This window comes from Desulfocicer niacini, assembly GCF_054657595.1.
This window is the reverse complement of record NZ_BAAHYK010000021.1, coordinates 61518-86415: the sequence shown is the minus strand read 5'-3', so window position 1 is coordinate 86415 and position 24898 is coordinate 61518. Positions and strand designations below refer to the sequence as shown.

At 47.9% G+C, this 24898-nt stretch carries 26 protein-coding genes; 14 read left to right on the top strand and 12 right to left on the bottom strand.

From position 1 onward, the window contains the following. Position 1 precedes the first annotated feature (1 nt). Entirely contained in the window at positions 2-790 is a 789-nt protein-coding gene (locus ACYQ2M_RS13000; RefSeq protein WP_459916782.1) for an exodeoxyribonuclease III, read from the top strand. A gap of 122 nt (positions 791-912) precedes the next feature. Next, positions 913-2283 carry a multiheme c-type cytochrome gene (locus tag ACYQ2M_RS12995; protein ID WP_459916781.1) on the top strand — a complete coding sequence of 457 codons (1371 nt, stop codon included), beginning with the start codon at positions 913-915 and terminating at the stop codon, positions 2281-2283. A gap of 214 nt (positions 2284-2497) precedes the next feature. On the opposite strand, the gene cooS is transcribed toward ACYQ2M_RS12995, so the two are convergent. Next, positions 2498-4462 carry an anaerobic carbon-monoxide dehydrogenase catalytic subunit gene (cooS, locus tag ACYQ2M_RS12990; RefSeq protein WP_459916780.1) on the bottom strand — a complete coding sequence of 655 codons (1965 nt, stop codon included), beginning with the start codon at positions 4460-4462 and terminating at the stop codon, positions 2498-2500. A 750-nt stretch (positions 4463-5212) separates the two neighbouring features. Here cooS and ACYQ2M_RS12985 point away from each other — a divergent pair. Continuing rightward, the gene (locus ACYQ2M_RS12985; protein WP_459916779.1) at positions 5213-5674 is read left to right on the top strand and encodes a ferritin family protein; all 462 of its coding nucleotides are present in this window, start codon (positions 5213-5215) and stop codon (positions 5672-5674) included. A gap of 242 nt (positions 5675-5916) precedes the next feature. Further along, positions 5917-6741 (top strand): potassium channel family protein, encoded by an 825-nt coding sequence (locus ACYQ2M_RS12980; protein WP_459916778.1) that lies wholly within the window; start codon positions 5917-5919, stop codon positions 6739-6741. Here ACYQ2M_RS12980 and ACYQ2M_RS12975 read toward each other — a convergent pair. The 5 genes from ACYQ2M_RS12975 to ACYQ2M_RS12955 are packed head-to-tail and all read right to left on the bottom strand — an operon-like array spanning position 6731 to position 9452. Then, positions 6731-7423: a rubredoxin-like domain-containing protein gene (locus ACYQ2M_RS12975; RefSeq protein WP_459916777.1), complete on the bottom strand. Its 693-nt coding sequence runs from the start codon at positions 7421-7423 to the stop codon at positions 6731-6733. The genes ACYQ2M_RS12980 and ACYQ2M_RS12975 overlap by 11 nt on opposite strands. A gap of 7 nt (positions 7424-7430) precedes the next feature. Continuing rightward, positions 7431-8618: a citrate/2-methylcitrate synthase gene (locus tag ACYQ2M_RS12970; protein ID WP_459916776.1), complete on the bottom strand. Its 1188-nt coding sequence runs from the start codon at positions 8616-8618 to the stop codon at positions 7431-7433. Positions 8619-8636: 18 nt separating this feature from the next. After that, positions 8637-8966 (bottom strand): ferredoxin-thioredoxin reductase catalytic domain-containing protein, encoded by a 330-nt coding sequence (locus ACYQ2M_RS12965; protein WP_459916775.1) that lies wholly within the window; start codon positions 8964-8966, stop codon positions 8637-8639. A 2-nt stretch (positions 8967-8968) separates the two neighbouring features. Then, positions 8969-9241: a glutaredoxin family protein gene (locus ACYQ2M_RS12960; protein ID WP_459916774.1), complete on the bottom strand. Its 273-nt coding sequence runs from the start codon at positions 9239-9241 to the stop codon at positions 8969-8971. Positions 9242-9245: 4 nt separating this feature from the next. Continuing rightward, a complete protein-coding gene (locus ACYQ2M_RS12955; RefSeq protein WP_459916773.1) occupies positions 9246-9452 on the bottom strand; it encodes a hypothetical protein in 207 nt (68 codons plus the stop codon). Positions 9453-10132: 680 nt separating this feature from the next. On the opposite strand from ACYQ2M_RS12955, the gene ACYQ2M_RS12950 reads away from it, so the two are divergent. The 5 genes from ACYQ2M_RS12950 (at position 10133) to ACYQ2M_RS12930 (ending at position 15699) form a co-directional block, all read left to right on the top strand. Further along, a complete protein-coding gene (locus ACYQ2M_RS12950) occupies positions 10133-11833 on the top strand; it encodes a 2-oxoacid:acceptor oxidoreductase subunit alpha (protein WP_459916772.1) in 1701 nt (566 codons plus the stop codon). 3 nt (positions 11834-11836) lie between these two features. Then, on the top strand, positions 11837-12685 hold the full coding sequence (locus ACYQ2M_RS12945; protein ID WP_459916771.1) for a thiamine pyrophosphate-dependent enzyme: 849 nt from the start codon (positions 11837-11839) through the stop codon (positions 12683-12685). Positions 12686-12905: 220 nt separating this feature from the next. Continuing rightward, a complete protein-coding gene (locus tag ACYQ2M_RS12940) occupies positions 12906-14060 on the top strand; it encodes an alpha-hydroxy-acid oxidizing protein (RefSeq protein WP_459916770.1) in 1155 nt (384 codons plus the stop codon). Between the two features lie 333 nt (positions 14061-14393). Further along, a complete protein-coding gene (locus ACYQ2M_RS12935) occupies positions 14394-15188 on the top strand; it encodes a sulfite exporter TauE/SafE family protein (RefSeq protein ID WP_459916769.1) in 795 nt (264 codons plus the stop codon). A gap of 76 nt (positions 15189-15264) precedes the next feature. After that, positions 15265-15699 (top strand): flavodoxin domain-containing protein, encoded by a 435-nt coding sequence (locus tag ACYQ2M_RS12930; protein WP_459916768.1) that lies wholly within the window; start codon positions 15265-15267, stop codon positions 15697-15699. Positions 15700-15903: 204 nt separating this feature from the next. On the opposite strand, the gene ACYQ2M_RS12925 is transcribed toward ACYQ2M_RS12930, so the two are convergent. Then, positions 15904-16710 carry a DUF3047 domain-containing protein gene (locus ACYQ2M_RS12925; RefSeq protein WP_459916767.1) on the bottom strand — a complete coding sequence of 269 codons (807 nt, stop codon included), beginning with the start codon at positions 16708-16710 and terminating at the stop codon, positions 15904-15906. After that, positions 16682-16846 carry a rubredoxin-like domain-containing protein gene (locus tag ACYQ2M_RS12920; protein ID WP_459916766.1) on the bottom strand — a complete coding sequence of 55 codons (165 nt, stop codon included), beginning with the start codon at positions 16844-16846 and terminating at the stop codon, positions 16682-16684. The genes ACYQ2M_RS12925 and ACYQ2M_RS12920 overlap by 29 nt, the downstream gene beginning before the upstream one ends. A 469-nt stretch (positions 16847-17315) precedes the next feature. Between ACYQ2M_RS12920 and ACYQ2M_RS12915 the strand changes: the two genes are divergently transcribed. The 4 genes from ACYQ2M_RS12915 to ACYQ2M_RS12900 all read left to right on the top strand — a co-directional run bounded on the left by ACYQ2M_RS12915 (position 17316) and on the right by ACYQ2M_RS12900 (position 19778). Beyond that, positions 17316-17474, top strand: coding sequence for a rubredoxin (locus tag ACYQ2M_RS12915; RefSeq protein ID WP_459916765.1), 159 nt, complete (start codon positions 17316-17318; stop codon positions 17472-17474). Positions 17475-17494: 20 nt separating this feature from the next. Then, on the top strand, positions 17495-18697 hold the full coding sequence (locus tag ACYQ2M_RS12910; RefSeq protein ID WP_459916764.1) for an FprA family A-type flavoprotein: 1203 nt from the start codon (positions 17495-17497) through the stop codon (positions 18695-18697). 107 nt (positions 18698-18804) lie between these two features. Beyond that, entirely contained in the window at positions 18805-19278 is a 474-nt protein-coding gene (locus ACYQ2M_RS12905) for a ferritin-like domain-containing protein (protein WP_459916763.1), read from the top strand. 152 nt (positions 19279-19430) lie between these two features. Further along, positions 19431-19778: a cytoplasmic protein gene (locus tag ACYQ2M_RS12900; RefSeq protein WP_459916762.1), complete on the top strand. Its 348-nt coding sequence runs from the start codon at positions 19431-19433 to the stop codon at positions 19776-19778. 168 nt (positions 19779-19946) lie between these two features. On the opposite strand, the gene prxU is transcribed toward ACYQ2M_RS12900, so the two are convergent. The 4 genes from prxU to ACYQ2M_RS12880 form a co-directional block, all read right to left on the bottom strand. Continuing rightward, positions 19947-20669, bottom strand: a complete 723-nt coding sequence (prxU, locus tag ACYQ2M_RS12895) for a thioredoxin-dependent peroxiredoxin (RefSeq protein WP_459916761.1) — start codon at positions 20667-20669, stop codon at positions 19947-19949. 124 nt (positions 20670-20793) lie between these two features. Then, a complete protein-coding gene (locus ACYQ2M_RS12890) occupies positions 20794-21168 on the bottom strand; it encodes a desulfoferrodoxin (protein WP_459916760.1) in 375 nt (124 codons plus the stop codon). A 186-nt stretch (positions 21169-21354) separates the two neighbouring features. Then, positions 21355-21933 carry a rubrerythrin gene (gene rbr, locus ACYQ2M_RS12885; protein WP_459916759.1) on the bottom strand — a complete coding sequence of 193 codons (579 nt, stop codon included), beginning with the start codon at positions 21931-21933 and terminating at the stop codon, positions 21355-21357. Positions 21934-21936: 3 nt separating this feature from the next. Beyond that, positions 21937-23079: an NAD(P)/FAD-dependent oxidoreductase gene (locus tag ACYQ2M_RS12880; protein WP_459916758.1), complete on the bottom strand. Its 1143-nt coding sequence runs from the start codon at positions 23077-23079 to the stop codon at positions 21937-21939. A gap of 563 nt (positions 23080-23642) precedes the next feature. Between ACYQ2M_RS12880 and ACYQ2M_RS12875 the strand changes: the two genes are divergently transcribed. After that, positions 23643-24896, top strand: coding sequence for a GAF and HD-GYP domain-containing protein (locus tag ACYQ2M_RS12875; RefSeq protein ID WP_459916757.1), 1254 nt, complete (start codon positions 23643-23645; stop codon positions 24894-24896). Positions 24897-24898 lie beyond the last annotated feature (2 nt).

Below are 24898 nucleotides of genomic sequence, written 5' to 3'. Positions count from 1 at the left end.
CATGGGGAAACAAACACTCAAACTCATATCATGGAATGTCAATGGCTTAAGGGCGGTTTTGAAGAAGGATTTTCATGAGTCAGTTCAGACCCTTAATCCTGATATACTGTTGCTGCAGGAAACCAAACTCCAGGAACACCAGCGAACTCCGGAAATGACGGATTTAATGGATTATCATGACTATTGGGCCTATTCCACCGTAAAAAAAGGCTACAGCGGGGTGGCCGCCTTCACCCGTCAGAAACCCGAAGCCGTCGCCGCCGGGATGGGGATTCCCCGGTATGATGATGAGGGGCGCATACTGGAATTGGACTTGGGGGGATTTATCTTGTTCAATATATATTTTCCCAATGGCCAGATGAGTGATGAACGCCTTCAGTACAAACTTGATTTTTATGCTGATTTTTTTGCCCATGCAGACCAGTTGCGAAAAAAGGGAAAAAGTCTTGTCATCACCGGTGATTTCAACACGGCCCACAATGAAATAGACCTGAAAAATCCAGGACCCAACAGTAAACGATCTGGGTTTCTTCCCGTTGAGCGGGAGGTGCTGGATCGCCTGGTGGCAGATGGATATGTGGATACCTTCCGACACCTGCACCCGGAGGCGGTGGAATACTCGTGGTGGTCCTACAGGTTCAATGCCAGAAAAAACAATGCCGGATGGCGTATTGATTATTTTTTCGTCACCCAGGATATCATTGACCGGGGGGGGCTGAAAAGTGCATTCATTGAAAATGATATATTCGGCTCTGACCATTGCCCTGTGGGCATCACTTTGGAAATATAAAAATTTTAATCATACACTGAAAGGAGAAATAACGCATGAAATATCGGGGTTTTTGGGTTCTGTTATTCATGGTGTCAATGACATTTTGTTCTGCAGGTACCGGTCACAGCCGGGATACTTACATGAAAACAGATACATCTGTCTATCCCTTTTCCCCCTCCCTGATTCAATGGGAAAAGACCAGTGCCACGTTTACCTCACCGGAAACCTGTGGGGATTGTCATCCGGATCAATTTGAAGAGTGGACAGGTTCCATGCATGCCCTGGCATTTAAAGACCCTGTGTACCAGGGAGAACTTAACCTTGCTGTCAAGGAAGCCGGCCATGAGATTTCCCGGCAGTGTGAGGGGTGTCATACCCCGGCGGCAGTGGTGACCGGGGACGTCAAGGGGGCAGGCCTGGCGGGTTTAAGCGATATGGCCCTGGCCGGTGTCTCCTGTGATGTGTGCCATTCCATAAAAGGGCACACCCACTGGCAGACCCCCTATCACCAGCCGGAAAACGGATCATTGATTCTTTCGCCTGGAAAGGAGGGTGCAGATGGGCCGATCTTGACCAAATATGGTCCCATGATCCCGGAGGAGGGGTGTGGCGATGATTTTCATCAATGTGTTGAATCTTCCCTTCACTTGAGTTCTGAACTGTGCGCCTCCTGCCATCAGGTGTCCAATCACGAGACACATACCCCCCTGGAAGAGACCTACCGTGAATGGAAAAATGGACCCTATGCCACCGCCAATATTCATTGCCAGGACTGTCACATGGTGGAAACAGAAACCTTTAAACGATCCGCCGATGAGTTCAGAAAACCTGAACGGGATGCCTATCATCATTATTTTAACGGGGCTAATTTCTTATTATATTACTTGACGGAGCTTGCCGCCACAAAGGCAGGAGATGAAGAACTTGCCGCCAATGTGCACAAGAAGTACACCATGGCTGTGGAGCGACTCCAGGCGGCAGCTGCCCTGGAAATTACGCCGGTGTACCGCCAAAATCGGCTGGTGGAAATAAAAGTTCGGGTAAAAAATATCCGGGCAGGCCATAACCTGACCACCTCATTGACCAATATCCGGCAGATGTGGCTGGAGGTGACGGCAACGGACAACAAGGGGAATGTACTGATGACCACCGGCACCGTGGGACCCCATGGAATTATTCCTGAAAACATTCGAATGTTTAATTCCCATACCCAGGATAAAGATTTGAATTTTACACTCAACCCCTGGGAGGCGGAAAGTTTCTCTAAAAACGATACCATTCCACCAAAGGGGTACAAAGATGTCTATTATGGTCTGTCCCTGGACAGAGGTGTCTCTGTGAATATAGAGGCGAAGTTACGCTATCGTCAGGCAGACCAGAAAGTGGCGGAGAAATTGCTGGGCATGGTCCCCGGTGATATTCACCTGGAGGCGGTGTATGGTATCAAGAAAATCCCGGATCTTCCCATTATTGACATGGTCTCCAAAAGCGTTGTGATTCATTCGGAATAACCCATGACGGGTTTTTATTAAAAAACATCCCCGGTACCTTGAAATAAGGTTCCGGGGATGTGTAATTACCTGCTGAATGACTTTCCCCTGAGCCACAATAATAAATGTGTAAAAGGAGGTAAACTCATTTACTAAACGTCAGATCACTCAACAGGCAAACCATGGTCACACGCTGTTCAGTGTCCAGGCTGTACGCCGGGTGAATGGACAAGGCCTATGCCAGTTCACGACGATCCGACATATCCACAAGTACCCGCTCTCGGCTCTTGTCAATACCAAGGGCTTTTCGTTTCTTGTCGATGTGGGCAATCATTTTCCGTGCCATCTCCATGGGATCTATGGCATGCCCCCATTTACCAAGGCCCTCGGATTCCAATCCATCAAAGAGATAGTTGTGAAATTTGGTGTTTTCAATGGTGGGGAAGGTGACACCAAACACCGTGTAGACGCCCGATGCCACAAAATACTGGCCGATGGCAATGGCCTTTTCACTCATGTATTCCGGGGCGGCCCCGGCCACCGGTAGATCCGCAATGCTGGAACCAAGACCTCCCTGGGCCACCATGGCGGATGCCGCAATCAAGATGCGGCTGTTGTCCACGCAGGAACCCAGGCCCAGCACCGGAGGCATGCCCACGGTTTCGCAGACCTCCCGAAGTCCGGGGCCAGCAAAATGGGCCGCTTCCGGCACGGAAAAACCCGCCTTGGCCAGGGCAATCTGGGCACATCCGGTGAGCAGCACCAGCACATCATTTTTAATCAACTCCTTCACCAGCTTGATGTGGGAGTCATCCTGCTTTACCCGGGGGTTGGTACACCCCACCACACCTGCCACGCCACGAATTCTGCCGTTGATGATGTTTTCATTCAAGGGTGCGTACCCGCCACGGAAGGATCCACCCAGCATGTATTCAATGTACTCATGGGAAAATCCCTGGACACTGTCGTTCACCATTTTGGGAATTTCGATTTCATGCCGTCTGTTCTTGAATCGCGTGATGGCCTTGATGACAATCTCGTCGGTGCAGGAACTGGGGTTATGCTCTTCAAATTCTACATGGGTGGCTCCCTCAATGTGGGCACGGGTGTTGGTGGTGATCAACGGTGTATCATAGCACTGGGCCACGGCCACCAGTCCCTGCTTGATGCATTGAATATCAACGGCCATGGCATCCACGGCACCGGTGACCAGAATGGCCTCTGTGGAAGAAAAATTACCGGCGTGGGGCACCCCGTGCCGGGACATCATTTCCGCACCGGAGCAGCACATGCCCACCAGATTTATGCCCTGGGAACCAGCGGCTTTTGCTGCCTCCACCAGGGTTTTGTCGTTCACCGATACCAGCATGGATTCAAACAGATTGGGTTCATGCCCATGGATGATAATATTAACCATATCCTTTTTTAATACCCCCATGTTCACCCCCACATTGATGGGAGATGGGGTGCCGAAAAGAATATCTGAGATTTCCGTGGAAACCATGGATCCCCCCCAGCCATCAGAAAGGGCGGTGCGACTGGCCTGTTTGGTAATGTTTTTATAATGCTGATCCACCCCCATGTGGGTGCGGTGCATCATTTCCATAACCTCCCGCATGGCACCCCTGGGGACAATGCCCAGTTTTCGCCAGGTATCCAATGTGCCCTGGGGAACCCGTTTCATAAAGGGAATTTCCCCATCCACCTGGGTATAGGTTCTTTCAAGTTGTACATAAAGGTCCGTTGCGACCTCTTTGGCGGATCTGCCTTCTGTTTCAATGTTCAGAGATTTTGCTACCCGCTCAAGCTTGAACTCATCTTTGATCTCATAATCCAGTACCTTGCCGTTGACCACATCCCGGAACAATTCCAGCATGGCCATGCCGTGATCTGTGTGTGATGCGGCACCTGCAGCAACCGCCCTTGCAAAGTTACGGGCCATAATGGTGTCAATGGTGGCACCACATACCCCCACCTTTTTATAGGGATCCCTGGGGTTGAGTCGGCATGGCCCCATGAAACAGTTTTTGCAACATGCCGAATCTGCACCAATGGGGCATGCCTTCATGTCTGTTGCCCGGTCAAAATGCAGGATCACCCCATCTTTTCTGGCTTTGGTGATCATTTGGGCGGTGGAATCACATGCAGTGCAGTCCTTTGGTTCTAATTGGTTCTTTATTCCTTCTTGCGATTTTGCCATTTGGGCCTCCTGAAGTTTACGAATTTTTGTTCGCCTTCTGTTTTTTTGATTGTGACCATAAAGGCTTCCTGTATGGGAAACGTTAATAAATTTTTATGATCTATAGAGACACGATTGTCTTGTTTGATGTGATACAGTATTGTATCTAACAAAAAAACAGAGTCATGGTGTTGTGTCGCGGAATATATCTTTGCCAATCCGAACGGGTTCAGGTGTGTTCATGGGGTCCAACATCCGTTTCAGTGGAGATGTCCATGCCTAATTGAAGTGAAGATTGCCTTTGAGATTCCACGAATTCGCTTGTTTGTGCCACAATGTGGCAACTTGTATAAAGGTAATGCATGAATCTTACCAAGCAAGGCCGCAATAAAATAAAATATGGGTGGGGGTGGCGAGTAATTTGCATTGGTTCATTTGACAGGATGACAAAATCCTGGTTGGGGCTTGCAAGAGTTATAAATTAAGACTATAGTATTTAAAATTGTCGAAGGTGTACTGAATTTATTTTTTTCACTGTTTCATGGAAGGGAGGCACTATGACCACACCACAGCATTGTCCAGGATTTGAACAGTTTAAAGACCTTAAATCATTCACTTGCCAGTGTCCGGAATGCGGTAAGGATAATGAGATTTTTTCAGACGAATTTGACAAAACCCATAAATGCACCAGCTGCGGTAAGCCCATAGAATTCTCGAAGTGCACCGCAGCAAAATAAATTAAACATGTTACGTGTTAGATAAGGAGAAAACATGACATTTAAATCCGTAGATGAGATCCTGGAGTATGCCATCGGAAAGGAAAAAGAGGCGGTGGCCTTTTATATGGATCTCAGCACAAAAGATACTTTTGCTTCTGTTAAAGAGACCTTTGTGAAATTTGCCGGGGAAGAAGAAAAACACGTTGCACTTCTCCAGGGGATCAGTGCTGACACCGCCAAGGTAGACACCTATGAACTGAAAAAAGTTCCGGATCTAAAGATCAGTGATTATCTGGTGGAGACAGAATACAAAGAGGGTATGTTCATGCAGGATATCCTCAGAATCGCCATGAAACGTGAAGAAATGGCTGTAAAGCTTTACAAGGATCTTTCCGAAAAAGCAGATAACGCAGAGTTCTGCAAGTTGTTTGATCTGCTGGCCCAGGAAGAGTCAAAACATAAGCTTGCCCTGGAAACCATGTATGACGATTTCCTTGCGGATAACGAAAACTGATTCCATTTTGCCGGAACTGGAACAATAGCTCGTCGGAGATTGTTTTGCCCCCTGCATTTCCTTCTCCGGCGTTCTTTCTTAAGGCTCTTTGAATTCTAAGGAGCCAAAATCATTGTGAATGAACTTTAATCCAGCCGGTCAGTCAAGGCAAAATTCAAAGAAATAACATCTGTCTGTTTTTTTAAAAAACTGATTATGTAAGCTGCGACTCCCTCCCAACCCCTGGATTTCTGCGAGGCGCCATGATCGAAGTCAAACGACGACTGAGCATCTTTCTGTTTATCTTCATCTGTATTTCCATTCTGGGAACCTTCGGGTTCATGCACCTTGAGGCATTGAGTTTTACAGATGCCTTTTACTTTAACATTGTTACCATGTCCACGGTGGGATATGGCGATATCCATCCCACGGTTCCGGCAAGTCGACTATTGTCCATTATTTTAATTGTACTGGGAGGGGGCAGTTTCTTAGGAGTCATTGCCAATGGCACGGAGCTGATCCTGTTAAAGCGGGAGGCCCGGAACCGTATGCGCAAGATCAATATGGTGCTGGGAATCTTTTTCAGTGAAACCGGATACCACCTATTGACGCTGTTTTCCCGGTGTGACACGGACATAGAAAACATCCGGCAGCACCTCATGGTTACCACTAAATGGACCACAGAGCATTTTGCTTCGGCCCGCCGTCAGTTAAATAAACACGGCTTTGCCCTTGATATTACAGATGCGCTTCAACTGAAAGATCTGCGTGACTTTTTGACAAGCCAGCGCAGATCCCTGATCAGTCTTCTTGAAAATCCCGTTATTGTTGAAGACGAGGACTTCAGTGAAACCCTTTTGTCTGTCTTTCACTTAACCGATGAGTTAAATTGCCGGGAGAGATTCCGGGGACTTCCTGCTTCAGATATTCGACATCTTACCATGGATATGAGCCGATCCTACCGGTTCATGCTTGGGCAATGGCTCTATTATCTCCAGCATCTCAAGGTCCATTACCCTTACATTTTTTCCCTGGCCATTCGGAAAAATCCCTTTGATTCCCATGCCAGTGTAGTGATTAATCCTTGAAAACCAGTTTCCCGCCAAGAAAGCCCGCCACACCGGCGGCGCCCACCATGGCCACATTGATCAGTATGAAAAGCCACGCATAACATGAATGCAGCACGGAAGGATCTTTCATGAACCACACTAAGCTGATAAAACAGCTGAAAAGTGTGATGAATGCGGCAAAAATCTTGATTTTGAAAAAAATGGTCATGGCACTGTTGTACTTTTTTACCCATTCCACAAACCCGGCCGCAATGACCAGGGGAAGCGCCACAAGTACCACAACGACATTGTAAAAACCCGCCGTTGCCAGGCTGTCCATATTAAACAGCAGGGCCGCCACAAAAAACAGGACTGCAACGGGTAATACTCCGTTGGGAATATGAACGGACACGGGATGGGCGTGGTGCTTTACCATCTGGGCAATGACAAAATCCACAATGCGGAACAGGCGGATTTTCTTTCGCCGTTCTGCCTTGATTGCCATTTCCAATTCCTCTATTTTTTCCTTGTTCGAGGGAGGTGGTGGGGTTTGGGCCTTGCGGGGGGCAGGGCTTTTTTTTCTGCCCGGTGGGGAAGCATTTTCTTCCCCGGGTTTGAGCAGAATAAATTTTGATGCCGGGGCCTTACAGATGGGGCATGACTCCGGTGGTTCGTCTCCCTCATGAATATAACCGCATATAATGCATTTCCACTTCTTCATGGTGCTTTCAATCTCCTTCCCTGTTATCAAGGTCAACAAAACTGCATTCGGCAGGTCCGCAGTAATCTCCCACATAAGTGGCACCGGGTCTGTAAAGGGCCGGTTTAGGAGCAGCTGTTGCAAATTGTTCTTCTATGACGTGGGCGGCCCATCCGCTTACCCTGGACAGCGCGAAAATTGGGGTAAAAAAGTCCATGGGAATACCCATGCTGTAAAAAAGAGAGGCACTGTAGAAATCCACATTGACATAGATATCCATGTCTTTGTGGGTTTTAAATGCTTTTTTGGCCTTTATTTCCATTTCCTTCGACAGCTCATACCAGGTGGTATCTCCCATGATTTCCCCCAGACGACGGGACATGGGGGCCAGGATGATGGCACGGGGATCATCTACCTGATAAACGGCATGGCCAAGGCCCATGATCTTGCCCCCGGCATCAAGGGTTTTTTCAATGTAATTGTCAATGGCATCGGCACTTCCAATGGTTTTAAGCATTTCCATCACCCGTACGTTGGCTCCCCCGTGGAGTTCCCCGGAAAGAGATCCCATGGCGGCAGAAATAGAGGCATACATGTGTGCCCGGGTAGAGGCCACCTGCCGGGCAGTGAAAGTGGATGCGTTAAAGGAGTGTTCTGCATGGAGTACCAGACTGGTGTCAAAGAAATGCACAGTTTCAGGATGGGGCATCTCTCCATTCATTAGATACAGAAATCCGGCTCCGTGGTCCAGATCATCCCGGGGTTCCACCACGTTTTTACCGTTGCGAATGCGTTCCCATGCGGCAATGATGGCCGGGAACCCGGCAATGAGAAAAAGAGCACTCTCCGTCGCAGATTCAATGGTGTGGTCACCGGCCCCGGCATCAGCCTGGGCCAGAAGGGGAATGGCTGCCTGGAAAACATCCATGGGTTTTGATGAGGTGGGTAGACATTTCATGAAGGCATAAACAGATTCCGGAATCCGCTGTTTTGCTTTCAACTGCTGTTTGAATTTTGCCAGTTCTTCCCGGGTGGGAAGACTTTCATACATAAGCAGAAACACCACCTCTTCAAAGGATGCCTTTTCCGCAAGATCCGCCACAAGGTAGCCACGATAAATGAGCTTTCCCTTTGCCCCGTCAACATTGCTGATTTTGGTACTGGCTACGCTTGCCCCCCGGAGACCTGTATTCATTACCGGCATACACTCGTTCATAGTTACCTCCCGGGTTAGTTAGAAAATTTTTTCCGGCGGTCTTCTTTCCGGTACATATCTTGAGAGCCTTTTGACTTCGTGCAAAGATTGTGAGACATAAAGGCCGCAATAGCAGGCCCCATACTCCTTTACATCGGCTTCCCTGTATTCACAGGGGCATATGATATCCTTATCTGCGACCTTATCACCGCATGCCAGGCGGCAGGGGCATGCCATGTATCCATAAATGTCTTTATTGTTCAACAGGGAATCGAGGAGTTCGTATACCAGGTCCAGATCTTTGTTAAAATAATAGCCTTTGGGTTCCTGGACTTTCTTGAGGTTTTCGTACAGATTTTTAATGTCCATAATTAAAGTCCCAGCGCCTCCTTGATTTCGTCCTCTTGGAATCCCACAATAACCTTGTCATTGATTACAATGGTGGGAAAGGAACATCTGGGGTTGAGCTTTTTGATATCAGCCACAATTGCCTTTCGTTCGTCCCCCTTAAGGCAGTCCACATCCACAAAGGAGTACTCCACACTGCAGTCAGTTAGAAAACGTTTGGCTGCCTTGCAGTGACTACAGGTGCTTAAGGAATAAATCTGCGCACAGTTTTCGCCGTTATTTATAGTTTCACTCATTTTTTTACTCATCCTTCATCTGGCATTCTTTATCCCATTCAGGACAGGCCTCTTCCCTGGGGGTTTCATATTTAAGAACGCATTCGCTGCATTCCATTTCGATGTTGGGAACATCTCCAAATTTTTCTACGAGTTCCTCACGGGTCAGGTGGGAGACTGCACTGCAACCGCACTGGGGACAGGATGTCTTTAATTCATATCTTTTGCCCATGTTAACCTCCTTAAAAGATTTAAGATTGTGCTATGGTTCTTTGGGACCTACGAGTCATGATAAATAACCCGGGGCTTGGTCATAACATGGGCCACTCTACAGCTTTTGCGAGCCAACGGGATCAGGCTTGTTTTATTGTGTTTTTTACAACTGACTGTGTTTAAAGACAAATTTCAACAAAAACGCCAACAACGCAAGCCTGACCCCATCCCCATGTTATGAGTAAGACCATAACCCGACTGGGAAAAATTTAATACAAGTTTCATACCATTACAAACATAAAGATGTCAAAAGCATTTGTATTTATTCTTCGGGCCGTCTCAGCGTTTATGGGCTTTGGATGTCTGGCCGGAAATTTGCATGAAACTTGCAATCAATACGGAGAAAGAGCTGATTTATGCACCCAATGGTGGATGTTGAGAGCAATCCTTGACTTTGTGATCAGGCTTTACTTTCCCAACAACATGAGTCTTGAAAAAAAGAGTTATTTATGACACCATTTGGAGCGGGAATGGTATCCAGAGTCCCAGTGGGGCCTTGAATCCCTGTTATGGAACCGAATTGATTTAGTTTAAGCAATGGTCACGTTTTCTCAGCCTGACCTGTTCTATCGGATATAGGTCTGAAAAAACTGTTCATTCTTTGTATTCCTTTAACCGTTAATTTCGTAAGGGGAAACCATGAAAACAGATATCACAGTTAAAATTGGAGGAGCGGCGGGGCAGGGCATCCAGACCATAGGGACACTCCTGTCCCAGGTATGTCATACCGCCGGTCTTTTCATCTTCTCCGTGGATGATTTTGAGTCCAGAATCAGGGGCGGCCACAGCTTTAATATGCTCAGAATCAGTAATGAACCCGTGAAGGGGCCGGGTAGCACCGTGGATATCCTGGTGGCCCTGGATCAGCAGACCCTGTCTTTGAATCGCGGAAATCTTGAAAAAGATGCCATGATTATTTTTAATTCCGACACTGAAACCGGATTTAAGGATAATATCCTGGCTATCCCCCTCAAGGGACTGGCCAAGGAAGCCGGTGGGGCCATCACCGCCAACACCGTGGCCGCCGGTGCTATTCTCTCCATACTCGGAGCGCCTTTTGATGCCCTTGAAACCCTCCTTACCCGACGATTTACGGCCAAAGGGGAAAAAATTGTTTCTTTGAATATTGCTGCTGCCCGCAAGGGGTATGATGCCGCCGGAGATCTTCGATTTTCCAGTCAGTTTTCCTGGACCCCTCGGAAAACCAATACCGTGATAATTAATGGCGTCAAGGCTGCTGCCATGGGAGCCCTTGCATCGGATTGCCGGTTTTTTTCCTTTTATCCCATGAGCCCTGCCACGGGTGTCATGACAAGTGTGGTGCCTTTTATCGATAAGCTGCCCATTGTCATGGAGCAGGCCGAAGATGAGATCGCCGCTGTTAACATGGCTGTTGGTGCTTCCTTTGCAGGTGTACGTTCGTTGACCGCCACCTCCGGAGGCGGGTTTTGTCTCATGACCGAAGGCCTTGGCCTGGCCGCCATCAGTGAAACTCCCCTTGTGATCATTGACGCCCAGCGTCCCGGCCCTGCCACCGGGCTTCCCACCCGCACGGGCCAGGCGGACCTGCTTTTTGTGCTCAATGCCTCCCAGGATGCCTTTCCCCGGTTTGTATTTGCCCCGGGTAATCCCATGGAAACCTATGAGCTGACGAAAAAAGCGTTTACCCTATCTGAAAAATATCAGGTCCCCTCCATTATTTTGCTGGATCAGTTTTTGAACACCTCCCAGGTGACCCAGGAGAATCGTTTCACCGTTGAAAAAGATCTACCCACTTTTATTTGCAAAGATAGGGACATGGAAGCCCCTGAAAAATATCTGCGTTATCGGTTAACCCACGATGGTATCTCCCCCCGGGCTGTTCCCGGCAGGGGTAAAGCCCTGGTGAGGGCCACCGGTAATGAACACAATGAAGCGGGCCAGATCAGCGAAGATGCCGAAAACAAAAAAGCCATGAACGCCAAACGCAATGGAAAACATGCCGCCATGCTGACGGAGATGACTGCCCCCCAGGTGTTTCATGGGGACAGCGCCACGCTGCTGGTGGGCTGGGGATCTTCCCGGGAAATCATCCTGGAAGCGTGCAGGGCCATGAGGGACAAGGGAAAGGATGTGGGGGCGGTGATAATAAAAGATATCTGGCCCCTGGACCGGCAGAAATGGACAGATATTCTGAAAAACAAAACCCTCATCATGGTGGAACAGAACTCAAACTGCCAGATGGGGAAAGTTATTTCCCAGGAAACGGGAATTTTTTATGATGCCGCCATCTTAAAAGATGATGGTCGCCCTCTGTACCCGGAATATATCATTAAAAAAACACAAGATATAATGGAGTAAATCATGGTCCAAGCCAACGATTATAATAATGATTTTGAGAACAAGTGGTGTCCGGGGTGTGGCAATTTCCCTATTTTGGCGGCCATGAAAGAGGCCTTTGCCGCCCAGAATATTCCACCGGAGAAAATGATGTTTATTTCCGGTATCGGTCAGGCCGGAAAAACCCCGCATTTTATCAATGGCAATATTTTTCACACTCTCCATGGCCGGGCGCTGCCCGTTGCCACCGGTGCCAAAACCGCCAACCATGATCTCAACGTGGTTGTAAACTCCGGGGACGGGGATTGTTACGGGGAGGGCGGAAACCATTTTCTGGCGGCCATCAGAAGAAACGTGGACATTACCCTTCTGGTGCACAATAACCAGGTGTACGGACTCACCAAGGGCCAGGCATCCCCCACCACCGCTCTGGGCACGGTGACCCGGCTGCAGAAAAAGGGGACCATCTCCCAGGCCTTTAATCCTCTGGCCGTGGCCCTTGCCGCCGGAGCTGGTTTTGTGGCCCGGGGGTTTTCCGGAAAACCAGAACAGCTTACAGTCCTTATTCAGCGGGCCATGCAGTATAAGGGATTTGCCCTCATTGATATCCTTCAGCCCTGTGTGTCCTTTAATAAGATCAACACCCAGAAATGGTACATGGATCGGGTGTATGATATTGACGCATCCCACGATCCCGGAGATTTTGCCAAAGCCATGGAGCTTGCCATGGAATGGGGAGATAAGATTCCCACGGGCATATTGTTTGAAAAGGAGGGTGTTCCCTTTCACCAGCGGATCAAGGGACTTTCTGAAAAACCCCTTATTGATCATCTCTTTGATCCGGAGAAAGTGGCTGCGGCCTTTTCATCATAATTGCCATGTCCTGTCGGACACAACAAATATAGGGTCGTAGAGGCGGAGCCAAATGGTATTATACCGCCCCCCTCCCCCGACGGGCAATGGGCCCGGGCCCGGACCGGAACTGTAGACAGCTCAATTGTCCGGTTCCTATTGCCCATCGGGGGGGGGGCGGCTCTGCTGAGGTTGCCTTGGAGGGTGCCTTTTCATATAAAAAAATAAAAAGGAGTAATATATGACCCAATGGTATTGCACTATGTGCCACACAAAAGTAACCCAGGACAACGCGCCTGACCACTGCACCACCTGCATGGCAGCGGGTAAACTGATACTGGATGTTGAAGCCGGAATTCCGGCAACCCCTGAAGATGTGAGGGATCAGGCCCGGAAACGCCTGAAGGGCCTGTGTGCGGCCTACCCCGCATGTGATGGAAATTTTGATAAAGTCTGTCAGAAAGAAGCCTATGGCAAACCCATTGGTTTTGGCGGGGCAGGGCAGGGTTCGTCTTTTCGAAACAATGCCCAGGCCCTGATGAATCTGCGCTTGAAGATGCGGGTGGTGGGGGAGCATGCGGTCCCGGATGCCTCTATCAAGTTTCTTGGCATGGATCTGGATTTCCCCGTCATGGGCGCCTCCACCGCCGGCATTGAAAAATATAATGATGCCATGCCGGAAAAGGATTTCTGCCGGGCCATTGTCAATGGATGTCGGGAGGCCGGCACCATCGGCTGGCGGGGGGATACCTGGTTTTACACCCCGGAAAATAATCCTGCTTTGCAGGTGTTAAAAGAAGAAAAGGGGCAGGGCATTCCCATCTTTAAACCCAGGGCCCAGGATGTTTTGAAAAAACTGATTCACATGGCAGAAGATGCCGGATGTCCTGCGGTGGGCATGGATCTGGACGGCTGCGGTTCCACCATTATGGCCCGGAACAACCAGCCGGTGTTTAGAAAAAGTATAAAAGATATTAGAGAACTGGTGGAATACACATCCCTTCCTTTTATCACCAAGGGTATCATGGCTGTGGAAGACGCTGAAGCCTGTGCAGAAGCCGGGGCAAAGGTGGTGGCGGTATCAAACCATGGTGGGCGGGTTCTGGATGCCACCCCGGGTACCGCCGAAGTATTGCCAGCCATTGTTGAGCGACTCAATGGAAAGGTGTTCATCACCGTGGATGGGGGTGTCAGAACCGGTTATGATGTGTTGAAAATGATTGCTCTTGGTGCCGATGCCGTTCTTTTGGGCCGGGATGTCATCCGGGCCGCTGTGGGGGGAGGGACCCTTGGGGTGCGGCTGCACATGGAGCACATTAAGAAAATATTTAAAAAAGCCATGTTCATGACCGGCCAGAACCGTGTGGCCGATATTGATAGAAATATTTTGTGTTAATTGCTTTATTTTAAGGAGAAATGCCGGGACAGTGATTTTGTAATCATGCCCGGCTTTTTCAATTTACGCAACTTTTGGACTTCATTTTTAAAGTTGGCGTTTTCATACTGTTCATGCGCCAACAGGTTCAGACTTGTGTTGTTACGTTTTGACAACTGGCTCTGTTTTAAAATAAAATGTAACAACAGTGTCGATACTGCAAGCCCGACCCCACCACCAAAGGTGAATACCGAAAGTTGAGTTCATTTACAGTCGTGGGTTCTGACTACAGATTCCATGCATAAACACTCTTGTAACACCGGCGGAAATGTCTGCTGCCGTGGAGATTTTTGAATGTCACTGATTTTTCTTTATCTTGTCCTGGGGGCTGTTGCCGGAGTCTTGGCGGGGCTTCTGGGCATTGGCGGGGGGCTTGTCATTGTTCCCATGCTCACCTTTGCGTTCACCGGTCAGGGTTTTGCCCATGACCACATCCTTCATCTGGCCCTTGGCACGTCCCTTGCCAGTATTTTATTTACCTCTCTTTCAAGTGTCCGCTCCCACCATAAAAGAGGTGCGGTGCTGTGGCCGGTGGTGCTTAGAATCACCCCGGGCATTCTGGTGGGTACCTTTCTGGGTGCCTGGATTGCTTCCCAGTTGAGTACCAATTTTCTCAAGGGTTTTTTTGGCGTATTCCTGCTTTATGTGGGAACCCAGATGCTTTTGGGCATCAAGCCTGAATCCACCCGTGAAATGCCTGGTACGTCGGCTATGTTCGGTGCCGGGGGGATTATAGGCGTTTTTTCCAGTCTGGTGGGTATTGGCGGGGGGACGTTGTCGGTTCCCTTTCTGGTGTGGCATAAAACGGTCATCCGTCATGCCATTGGTACCTCCTCTGCCATTGGGTTTCCCATCGCCGTGGCAGGAACCCTTGGGTACCTGCTCAATGGATGGGGGGTGGCGGGTCTGCCACCCTATAGCTTGGGGTATATCCAGGGCACAGCTCTTGCAGGTATAGTGGCTGCCAGTGTGTGTACGGCACCTTTAGGAGCAAAGCTTGCCCATACGCTTCCCGTGGACAAGTTGAAACGTATTTTTGCGTTCCTGCTTTATTTTGTGGCCCTTCGTATGATCTGGTCTATTTTTTAGTAAACATGGGGCACTGTCCCTGCATTAGCAACCCAAAAATTGTTGTTTCTATCTCAACAAAAATAAGGAGATGATAATGGCTGAATTTTTAATCGTTTACGCAACACGTTCCAGAGAAACCCAGAAAATTGCTGATCTCATTGCCGAAGGTATCCGTATTTCCGGGCATGGGGCCACCCTGAAAAATGCCAATGAAATCAAGTCTGAAGAGGCTTTAAAAGGATTTGACGGTTATGTCTTTGGATCTGCCACCTACCATGGAGAAATGATCGCCTCCATGAAACAGTTGCTGTTTATCGCTGAACGAGCCCAATTGAAGGATCTTCCCGGCGCTTCATTTGGCGCCTTTGGCTGGAGTGGAGAAGCGCCCCAGCGGATCTTTGATACCATGGCCAACATTTATGGCATGAAAATGGTGGGTTCTCCATTGATGCTCAAGGCCAGCTGGCTGGAAGGCGGCATCGCCATGGCCCAGGATTACGGCAAAGAGATTACCAAACTGGTGGGATAATTTTATTGTAAATATTCGGTCAGAACCCCATCTTTACCTGTCTTGGCCTGCACACATAGCATTAGTATGCTGCGCAGCCCCAAACATGCGAATATGGGGCACTGTACAAGCATTTACTTAGCAAAATCGAATATTTACATTGTGTTGGGGGGTATTTTCAGGCACTGCCGGAACATTGACATTCTCGGCACCCCGGAACGAGGGTTATTCGCGAATGCTGGAAAAAATAATATCTCCATAAAAGGTGGTGGCTGCTTCACCGGTATTATCGGTGTCGGTCATGATGGCAATTCCTGAAATCATGGGAGGTTCCTGGCCGAACAACCTTCTATAATCCTCCAGGATATTTTGCTTCTCCTCAACCCAGGTGTTTAAACCGGCGCTTCCGCTTTCCACCACCACCATCATCACTTTGTCTGTGTAAACATTGGGCACAGATGTCCCCTCGGGAGCCTTTGTGTCCCAGATGTAGTTGATGGCCCCCATGGGGGGATATTCACCATAAATCAGTTTTGCTGCATTCAATTTTGCTTTTTCCAAAAAGCCGACCTTTGATCCGTCATAGGCAAAGGTGATGTAAATTCTTGCGGGATAATCATCCCCCGATTTCAGGGTTACATCGGCGTTTTGCAGGAGATTTTCAGTTTTCCATCGCCATGAGATCACAGGGTACTTTAAAGGATCAATGGTAATGCGGTGTATTAGTCCTGACGAGGATGCATTGCTGTGTGCTTTGATCACCACAACCCCATCCTCCTTTACCAGGGTATATGTGGTATGATTCTTTATTTTATCAAATACCATGGGTTCCCAGCCCGGTGGAAAGGCTTCTCCGGCCAGAGAAGATGAAAAAGGCCCCACCACCAAGGGCGGTTCGCTGGTGTCAGCCACCAGCAGGTTCCCCCAGAGCACCATCCCGGAAAAAAGCATATACAGGATTCTTTTTTTTATATGCATGGGCATTGCTGCATGATCCTGTCGGTCATAGTTTGCCTGTGATCCGTGGATCATGGTCCTGTCCGGCACAATCGGGGGTATAGCAAGCGTTGTCCACGAATGTGCATTTGTTTTTGCATGATGGACAGATTTCCGGTGGTGCGTCAGCTTTCAGTTTGTAACCACATTTTTCACATACCCAGCTGTTCATAAAAACTCCTTGATTGATCTGTGTCTGGTTTTGGCCATCCCGGGGCGTTATGGATTTACCCTGGGGCGGGATTGAGTGAGACATAATTATGAGACATAATTGTTTGTGCAGGTGTCACTTGAACATCAAGTAAACAATCGCTGTGCCATGGATCGTCGCTAGGTGGGCAGTATAAATGCCCCTGGAATAAAATTTGAGTCTACTTGACCCAGCGTGATAAGGCAAGCCGGAAAGTTTAAAATATGATGATAGCTTGTTTGTCAATATTTTCAGATCTTTTTCATAAAAGATAACGATTTGGCACAAAAATTGATTAACATTGGTTATGGACTTGGTTAAAACTTTGTCTTGTGGTTTACAATGATTAAAAACCGGTATAGTATCAGCGTATCAGTCGGTCTTTTTAACCCCTGTTTGGATAAATGGGATCAAATTCACAAAATCCAATGAATATTTAAGGAGAATAATAATGAGTAAATATGAATGCCCCTGCGATTATGTATATGATCCTGCCGAAGGTGATTTTGAAAATGGGATTGAACCTGGAACTGCCTTTGAAGATCTGCCGGACAGCTGGGTATGCCCCCTGTGTGGTGCAGAAAAAGAGTTTTTTGAAAAACTTGATTAAGACGTTAAGGAGGATTGAGAATGTTTAAACCCGTTGAAATAGCACCGGGTATCTATTCTGTGGGCTGCCGGGATTGGGATATTAGAGATTTCCATGGCTATTCCACCTATGAGGGCACTTCTTACAATGCCTTTTTAATCCTTGATGAGAAAAATGTCCTCATTGACACGGTTAAAAAGGAGTTTGCCCAGGAACTTCTGGACAACATTAGTAAGATTATTGATCCCGCAGACATTGATATTGTCATCAGTAATCACACGGAAATGGACCATTCCGGTGCTCTTACCACCGTAATGAAACGCATTGGCAGGGATAAGACGGTGCTTTGCTCCAAGATGGGGCTTAAAAATCTGAACAGTCATTTTCCCGGCAAGCTTAATCTCCAGGCAGTTGAAAACGGTGAAGAACTCTGCCTTGGGAAAAGAACCCTTGCATTCATGGAAACCCGGATGCTTCACTGGCCCGACAGCATGTTTACCTATGCCAAAGAGGATAAAATTCTTTTTTCCAGTGATGCTTTTGGTCAGCATTATGCCGGAGACTGCGCCTTTGACGATGAGATCGGTGACAAGGTCATGGATCATGCGGCAAAATATTATGCTAACATTCTGCTTAATTATTCCAGCAAGGTGCAGGGACTTCTGGAATCTGTTCAGGCATCCGGCCTTGAGATAGATATGATTTGCCCCGATCATGGGGTGATCTTCCGGAAAAATCCCGGTGCTATCATCGCAAAATACGACCAGTGGAGTCGACAGAACTGCTGCCGGAAGGCGGTGATTATTTTTGATACCATGTGGAAGAGTACCGCTGTCATGGCCCGAGAAGTTGCCAAGGGCATTGAGTCCCGGGATGTGCATGTACGGCTCATGAACACACGAAAATGCCACAGAAGTGATATCATGACCGAAGTCATGGATGCCAAAGCCCTTGTGGTGGGGTCTCCCACTCTTAACAATGGCATATTTCCGGTGGTGGCAGATGTGTTGACATACATCAAGGGGCTTCGTCCCCAAAATCGTATGGCCGCGGCCTTTGGCTCCTATGGCTGGAGCGGGGAAGCCGTGAAAATTCTCAACCGGGAATTTGAGTCCATGAAAATGGAAGTAATACATGAAGGACTCAAGGTGCAGTATGTGCCAGAGCCTGTAGATCTGGAAAAATGTTTTTCCATGGGAAAAGAAATAGCAGATAAAATCATTGAAACCTGTCCGCAACCATGATGGCAAGTTTCCTTGTCACAATAAAACTGAAAAAGTAAGGTGCTCCAAATCCAGTACCCAGTACCCCGCGCCTGCTTTTTCCTAATAACAAGAAAAGGAGCAACTGAATGGCATACGATTTCAGTGCAGATGAAATATTTGAGATGGCAAAACAGATTGAGGTAAACGGTGCAGCTTTTTACAGAAAAGCCGCAGCCAATGTCACCGGGGAAAAAGAGCAGAAATTTTTGAAAGCCCTGGCTGAAATGGAAGACCAGCACGAAAAAATCTTTGCTGCCATGCAGGCGGATCTGAAAAAAGAAGAAAAAGAGACACTGATGTTTGATCCCGAAGGAGAAGCTGTTCTTTACCTTCAGGCCATGGCGGATACCAAAATTTTCTTTAAGAAAGAAGAACCCGGTAATGATATGAAAGATATTCTTTCCGCTGCCATAAAGGCGGAACAGGATTCCATCGTTTTTTACCTTGGTATGAAAGAGGTGGTTACAGGTGCTTCTGGTAAACAACGTGTGGATGATATTATCAAGGAAGAAATGGCGCATATAAGGCTTCTGGCAACTAAGCTTTCCGGGATCGTATAGATAAAATATCCTAATGGATACCGGGGATCAAAAGCAGGCGTGACAGGCTCGGCAGATTTGCTGTACTTGATATGCCTGCCCCCCCCCGTTGGCCGCCAATGGTGACGGATGGCCAATGTTATGAGCAAGCCCAAAATTCAGGAGAAGATATCATGGCTAAAAATGCGTTGTTTGTGTTTAATGGGGATCCCATGTGCTTTATTCATGTCCTTTTAAACGCCCTGGAGATGAAAAATAGAGGAGATGAGGTAAAAGTCATTCTTGAGGGGGCTTCGGTGAAACTGTTGCCGGAGCTTATTAAGCCGGGTAATCCGTTAAATGGCCTATGGAACAAATCCCTGGAAGCTGGCGTCATTGATGGTGTGTGTAAAGCGTGCGCCCAAAAACTGGGCACCCTGGATGCCGCAGTGGAACAGAAAATGCCGCTCCTGGAGGATCTTTCCGGCCACGCCAGCATGGCAGGCTACCAGGAAGAAGGGTTCGTTATTATTACCTTTTGATAACAGTTTGCCTAGCATCGGATGCAATCTGTAAAAAGTCTGATCCCTCCCCATAACAGTCAAAGTCTTTGTCCACAACTGGGGCTCTTTTGGGGTGGGGGCAGGCATGCGTTGTTGACTCATGTCGGGCCTGCTTTTGTGAAGAGCAGGCCCGGTGGGTGAATCTAATCAGTCAAAGGCCATGTCCGTTGACCAGTTTTCCCATACCTTGCCCACCAGATTTATGCCCGGGTTCAATACTTTTTTACCGGGTTTCCAGCCGGAGGGGGTTGCTTCGCCACCCTTGGATGCCCGGACCAGTTGGAATGCCTGGATCTGTCGAATGGTTTCACTGACATTGCGCCCCACAGGCGGGGTCAGGACCTCAAAGCCCTGGACGATGCCGTCGGGATCAATGAGAAAACGTCCTCTGTTTTCCACGCCGGCATCGGGATCATAGACGCCGTACATGGTGCCTATCTTACCGCCTGCATCGGACAGCATGGGAAAAGGGACCCCATCTTTCACCATTTTTGACAGTTCATGATCATTCCACATTTTATGTACAAACATGCTGTCAATGCTCATGGAAAGGACTTCTACTCCCAGTTTCTGAAACTCAGGATATTTTTCAGCAACTGCTGAAATTTCAGTAGCTCATACAAAAGTGAAATCACCAGGATAAAAGCACAGGACCACCCATTTACCCAGGTGTTCTGACAATTTTACGTTAACAAAACTGTTTTTATGGTAGCCCGCCGCTGTGAAATCAGGGGCTTTTTTTCCTACCTGTATCATGATTTTCTCCTCTCCCACGGGTTTGTTAATTGCCTCCACGGGGGCCACGGCCCTTGCTTCTTCCACCGGTCCACTTGAAGGACGTGTGCATCCAGCACTTAACTCTTCTGACATACTTAAACCTCCCTGATGAATTCCTTTTTGGATGAAAAAATCTACCTGAAATAAACCGCCGTTCAACACAGGGTATATGAATGCCCTATGATAACGGCGGTTGAATCAAACGGTATTTACAGGATTAGGCTTTCCAGAAGCCATGGAGATTGCAAAATTCCCTTGCAGTCACAGTGGTTGCATCCGTGAGGAATGTGGCTTCAGGTGCATCTCCGGGATTGAGAAATTTACGGTAAACCATTCCCTCGGCATTGAGTTCGATCCATTCAATGTAGTGTTTGGCTTCCATGGGGTGGGCCACACTGCCGACCTTGACAAGGTAGCCACCCTCAATTTTTTCAATCACGGGTACATGCTTTTCCTGCGCTGCGTCCACAGAATTTTCCTTCATCAGTGTCATGGGCTGATTGCAGCAGCTCAGCGGGGGTTTTTCTCCGTGCAGGACTTCAACAATGTTGCCACATTTTTCGCATTTGTAAATACCCAGTTTTTCTGCCATGATACCTCCTTAATATGGTTGATTTTAATAATTGGGGAATTATCAGTTTTCCGATCCTCCCCCAAAATGTCATTGGATTAACTCGCCAGTCATAGGGTCTCCAAGCTGTCACCACATCATGTGTTTTTTTGAGATTGAACTTGTCACATGTGGTATTCGCAATAAGAATCTATGACTCATGAGGGATTAATAATTTTCACCTAAAAGTTCAAAATGAGCCTTTGCATGGGCACATGCCGGGCAGGCATCCGGCGCTTCCTGGCCTTCATGGAGATAACCGCAGTTGCGGCAACGCCATGTCACGGCTGTGTCCTTTTTAAACACCCGGTCATTTTCAATGTTGGCCTTTAAGTCAAGAAATCTTTTTTCGTGCTGTTTTTCTGCAACGGCAATGGCCATGAATACATCTGCTATGGCCTCAAAGCCCTCTTTTTTTGCAGTCTGGGCAAATTCGGGATACATAGTGGTGTGCTCATAGTTTTCACCGGCGGCCGAGGCCTCCAGATTTTCCACGGTGCTTTTTAATGCCCCTGCCGGAAATGCCGATGTGATTTCAATTTCTTCACCGCTTTTCAGAAATTTAAACAGTCGTTTGGCATGTTCTTTTTCCTGGTCTGCGGTTTCTTCAAAAATATGAGCCATCTGCACATAGCCTTCCTTTTTGGCCAGGCTTGCAAAATAGGTGTATCGGTTTCTTGCCTGTGATTCCCCGGCAAAAGCTTTGAGCAGATTCTTTTCCGTTTCCGTTCCCTGAAGTGGTGCCATGTTTTATTGGTCTCCTTTTATCTGTTTAAGTATCTGGTTAAATGCGCTGGTGTTCCCCAGCATGATACAGCCAATGATGTTGCCATGGGTATCTTTTACAATTTTTTGATACCCAGCTTCACTGGCGGTTACTTCAGAAGTCATCTTATCTTCCACATCAATTTCACCGGCCGATGCAAGGGCAATGCCCGCCACTTTTAAAACATTGGAGGGGGGGGTGTTTTTAAACAGGGCATTCCCGCCTGCCATGTTGATGCCTGCCACGCGGCCCTGTTCAACGGCCTCGGGCCAGATGCAATAGTTGACGTCTTTAAATTGTGCCACATCTCCGGCGGCATACACACCGGCAAGGGATGTTTCCATGCGTTCATTCACCACAATTGCTCGGTCTGTGTCCATGCCGGAATCTTTTACCAGGGATAATTGTGACCGCACCCCTGCTGAAAATAAGACGGCATGGGATAAAAGTGTCTCACCTGATTTGAGACGTATCCCCTCCACATGGTCTTTACCTGTGATTTCTTCGGTAACCGCTCCCAACTTAAAGGTAAATCCTCTTTGCTCCAGTAAAGCCTGGAGCCTTGCGGCACCTTCGTTATCCAGCTGCCGGGGCAGAAGCCGATCAAAAAATTCCACCACGGTGACATGTTTGTCCCTTTGGGCCATGGCCGCCGCTGCTTCAAGTCCCAGAAGACCACCGCCGATGAGTACCAGTTCTGTGGCTTCGGAACTGATATCTGCCAAAGCCCTTGCATCCGCCACCGTTCTCAGGGTAAAAACACCTTTTTTATCGCTTCCCTTAACAGGGGGCACAAAGGAGTTGCTTCCTGTGGCCAGGAGCAGGGTATCATAGGGAAAATCCCTGCCATCTGTGGTGATGGCGGTTTTGTTTTGATAGTCCACGTGGGACACTTTTGTTTCAGTTACAAGGGTGATGTCCCGCTGGGCATGCCACGGGAGGTCCTTGATAATTAATGCCTCTTCCTTGATTTTCCCGCTTAAGAACTCCGGGATTCTGATGCGGCTGTACAGGGGAAGTGCTTCCTGCGTGATCAAGGTTATAAGCGCATCGGGATCATGCTTGCGGATTTGTTCCGCTGCGGTTGTTCCAGCTGCGCCATTACCGATAATAAGATGTGATGTCATGGTTACACCCCCAGATGGTTATGTATTCCGGTCCTGGTATTGATGTTGATCAAGTTTGTATGTGTTGGTTGCCCCGCAGGTTTTATTCCGCTTCTAAGTGGCGGAGAATAGAATCAGAATTGGATTCTGCTGTTATTGGGAGCTCTATTTGTTTTTTTGTGTATGCTTGTTGGGCCAATAAAGGTTTTGTTCGGGAATCATCCCCTGAACGTGTAAAGTCATTTTGGCATGATGTCAAGAATGCCGTGTTTTATATTCAGGGCATGCAATTATCTTGCCAGACAGGTTTGAGATCTTTTCTTTTGTAGCCATCATCAGTTTAATAGTATGAGCCTGACCCCGTTGGTCCGCAAACTGTATCTAGTGGCTTATGTTGTGATCAATCCCACAAAATGATTCATTAAGTATACGCATTTGAAAGTAAAAAGGACAAGGAAAAAAGGGGAAAATTACCACTTGTTCTGTGGTCTTGAAATGTGATACCTAATTTTGAATTTATGCCAAGGTCTCTTCTATGCCATTAGCAAGTTTGGTGTCTAAATTCTGAAAAGGGAAAATTGAGGATGTTGACGGAAAAGGAACGCATTAATTTGATGACCGACCTGAGCATAGAACTCAGTCAGGTTCAGGATCTTGACATTCTTATGGAGCATATCCTGACCAAGGCCCGCATGGTCGCCAATGCCGATGCCGGCTCTATTTACATCAGAGAAGAAGAATGCCTTCACATTGCTTTTACCCAGAACGACACCATCCAGAGTCGTGTTAAACCTGAAGAAAAACTTATTTATTCCTCCTTTTGCATTGAAATCAATAGAGAAAGTATTGCAGGGTATGTTGCCGTGACAGGTGAACTGCTCAATATTGATGATGTTTACCGGATAGAGCCTAGCCTGCCCTATCATTTTAATGAAGAGATTGATCAACGGGCAGATTATAAAACCACCTCCATGCTTACTTTTCCTTTAAAGCAGTTTAACGGGGATGTTCTGGGCGTTCTTCAGATCATCAATGCCCGGGATGCCCAGGGCTGTATATCCACTTTTTCCAGAGAAGATCAGAAAATCATGTGTCATTTTGCCACCACAGCCTCCATGGCTCTGGAACGGGCAAAGATGACTCGGATTATTCTGCTTCGCATGGTTCTCATGGCCGAGCTCAGGGACCCCTGGGAAACCGGTGCCCATGTTAACCGGGTGGCCGCGTATTCCACGGAAATCTATGAAGGCTGGGCACTGCGCCGGGGTTACAGTCGAAAGAAGATTGACCTGGTCAGGGATCGGTTGCGCATCGCCGCCATGCTCCATGATGTGGGCAAGGTGGGCATTTCAGATCCCATTCTTAAAAAGCCAGGCAAGCTAACCCCCGAAGAATATGACATCATGAAGACCCATACCCTCATTGGAAAACAGGTGTTCATCAACAAGGCCTCGGACTATGACGATGATGCCATGGAGGTGGCTTTAAATCACCACGAACGCTGGGACGGCAAAGGCTATCCCGGCCATGTGGATGATACCAATACGCCCTTGCCGGGCAAAATGGATGCCCATGGAAAAGCGCTGGGCAAAAAAGAAAAGGAAATTCCTCTGTTTGGCCGCATTGTTGCCATTGCAGATGTTTATGATGCCCTGTGCTCCAAAAGGGTCTATAAAGAAGCCTGGCCCGATGATCGGGTGAATGAAACCATGCGGGCAAATGCCGGGACTCAGTTTGATCCGGAACTTATTGATATTTTTTTTGAACGTCTGGATATTATTCATGCGCTTCGGAAGCGTTATAAGGATAAGGATAAGGATGGGGAGAAGAAGTGTTAAAA

Coding starts and splice junctions, on each gene's coding strand:
- ACYQ2M_RS12930 (WP_459916768.1), top strand. CDS start 15,265: ATGGCTGAATTTTTAATCGTTTACGCAACACGTTCCAGAGAAACCCAG.
- ACYQ2M_RS12890 (WP_459916760.1), bottom strand. CDS start 21,168: ATGGCAGAAAAACTGGGTATTTACAAATGCGAAAAATGTGGCAACATT.
- ACYQ2M_RS12935 (WP_459916769.1), top strand. CDS start 14,394: ATGTCACTGATTTTTCTTTATCTTGTCCTGGGGGCTGTTGCCGGAGTC.
- ACYQ2M_RS12940 (WP_459916770.1), top strand. CDS start 12,906: ATGACCCAATGGTATTGCACTATGTGCCACACAAAAGTAACCCAGGAC.
- ACYQ2M_RS12880 (WP_459916758.1), bottom strand. CDS start 23,079: ATGACATCACATCTTATTATCGGTAATGGCGCAGCTGGAACAACCGCA.
- ACYQ2M_RS12980 (WP_459916778.1), top strand. CDS start 5,917: ATGATCGAAGTCAAACGACGACTGAGCATCTTTCTGTTTATCTTCATC.
- ACYQ2M_RS12985 (WP_459916779.1), top strand. CDS start 5,213: ATGACATTTAAATCCGTAGATGAGATCCTGGAGTATGCCATCGGAAAG.
- ACYQ2M_RS12945 (WP_459916771.1), top strand. CDS start 11,837: ATGGTCCAAGCCAACGATTATAATAATGATTTTGAGAACAAGTGGTGT.
- ACYQ2M_RS12950 (WP_459916772.1), top strand. CDS start 10,133: ATGAAAACAGATATCACAGTTAAAATTGGAGGAGCGGCGGGGCAGGGC.
- ACYQ2M_RS12965 (WP_459916775.1), bottom strand. CDS start 8,966: ATGGACATTAAAAATCTGTACGAAAACCTCAAGAAAGTCCAGGAACCC.
- ACYQ2M_RS12875 (WP_459916757.1), top strand. CDS start 23,643: ATGTTGACGGAAAAGGAACGCATTAATTTGATGACCGACCTGAGCATA.
- ACYQ2M_RS12960 (WP_459916774.1), bottom strand. CDS start 9,241: ATGAGTGAAACTATAAATAACGGCGAAAACTGTGCGCAGATTTATTCC.
- ACYQ2M_RS12955 (WP_459916773.1), bottom strand. CDS start 9,452: ATGGGCAAAAGATATGAATTAAAGACATCCTGTCCCCAGTGCGGTTGC.
- ACYQ2M_RS12900 (WP_459916762.1), top strand. CDS start 19,431: ATGGCTAAAAATGCGTTGTTTGTGTTTAATGGGGATCCCATGTGCTTT.
- ACYQ2M_RS12915 (WP_459916765.1), top strand. CDS start 17,316: ATGAGTAAATATGAATGCCCCTGCGATTATGTATATGATCCTGCCGAA.
- ACYQ2M_RS12910 (WP_459916764.1), top strand. CDS start 17,495: ATGTTTAAACCCGTTGAAATAGCACCGGGTATCTATTCTGTGGGCTGC.
- ACYQ2M_RS12970 (WP_459916776.1), bottom strand. CDS start 8,618: ATGAACGAGTGTATGCCGGTAATGAATACAGGTCTCCGGGGGGCAAGC.
- ACYQ2M_RS13000 (WP_459916782.1), top strand. CDS start 2: ATGGGGAAACAAACACTCAAACTCATATCATGGAATGTCAATGGCTTA.
- rbr (WP_459916759.1), bottom strand. CDS start 21,933: ATGGCACCACTTCAGGGAACGGAAACGGAAAAGAATCTGCTCAAAGCT.
- ACYQ2M_RS12975 (WP_459916777.1), bottom strand. CDS start 7,423: ATGAAGAAGTGGAAATGCATTATATGCGGTTATATTCATGAGGGAGAC.
- ACYQ2M_RS12925 (WP_459916767.1), bottom strand. CDS start 16,710: ATGATCCACGGATCACAGGCAAACTATGACCGACAGGATCATGCAGCA.
- cooS (WP_459916780.1), bottom strand. CDS start 4,462: ATGGCAAAATCGCAAGAAGGAATAAAGAACCAATTAGAACCAAAGGAC.
- ACYQ2M_RS12920 (WP_459916766.1), bottom strand. CDS start 16,846: ATGAACAGCTGGGTATGTGAAAAATGTGGTTACAAACTGAAAGCTGAC.
- ACYQ2M_RS12905 (WP_459916763.1), top strand. CDS start 18,805: ATGGCATACGATTTCAGTGCAGATGAAATATTTGAGATGGCAAAACAG.
- ACYQ2M_RS12995 (WP_459916781.1), top strand. CDS start 913: ATGAAAACAGATACATCTGTCTATCCCTTTTCCCCCTCCCTGATTCAA.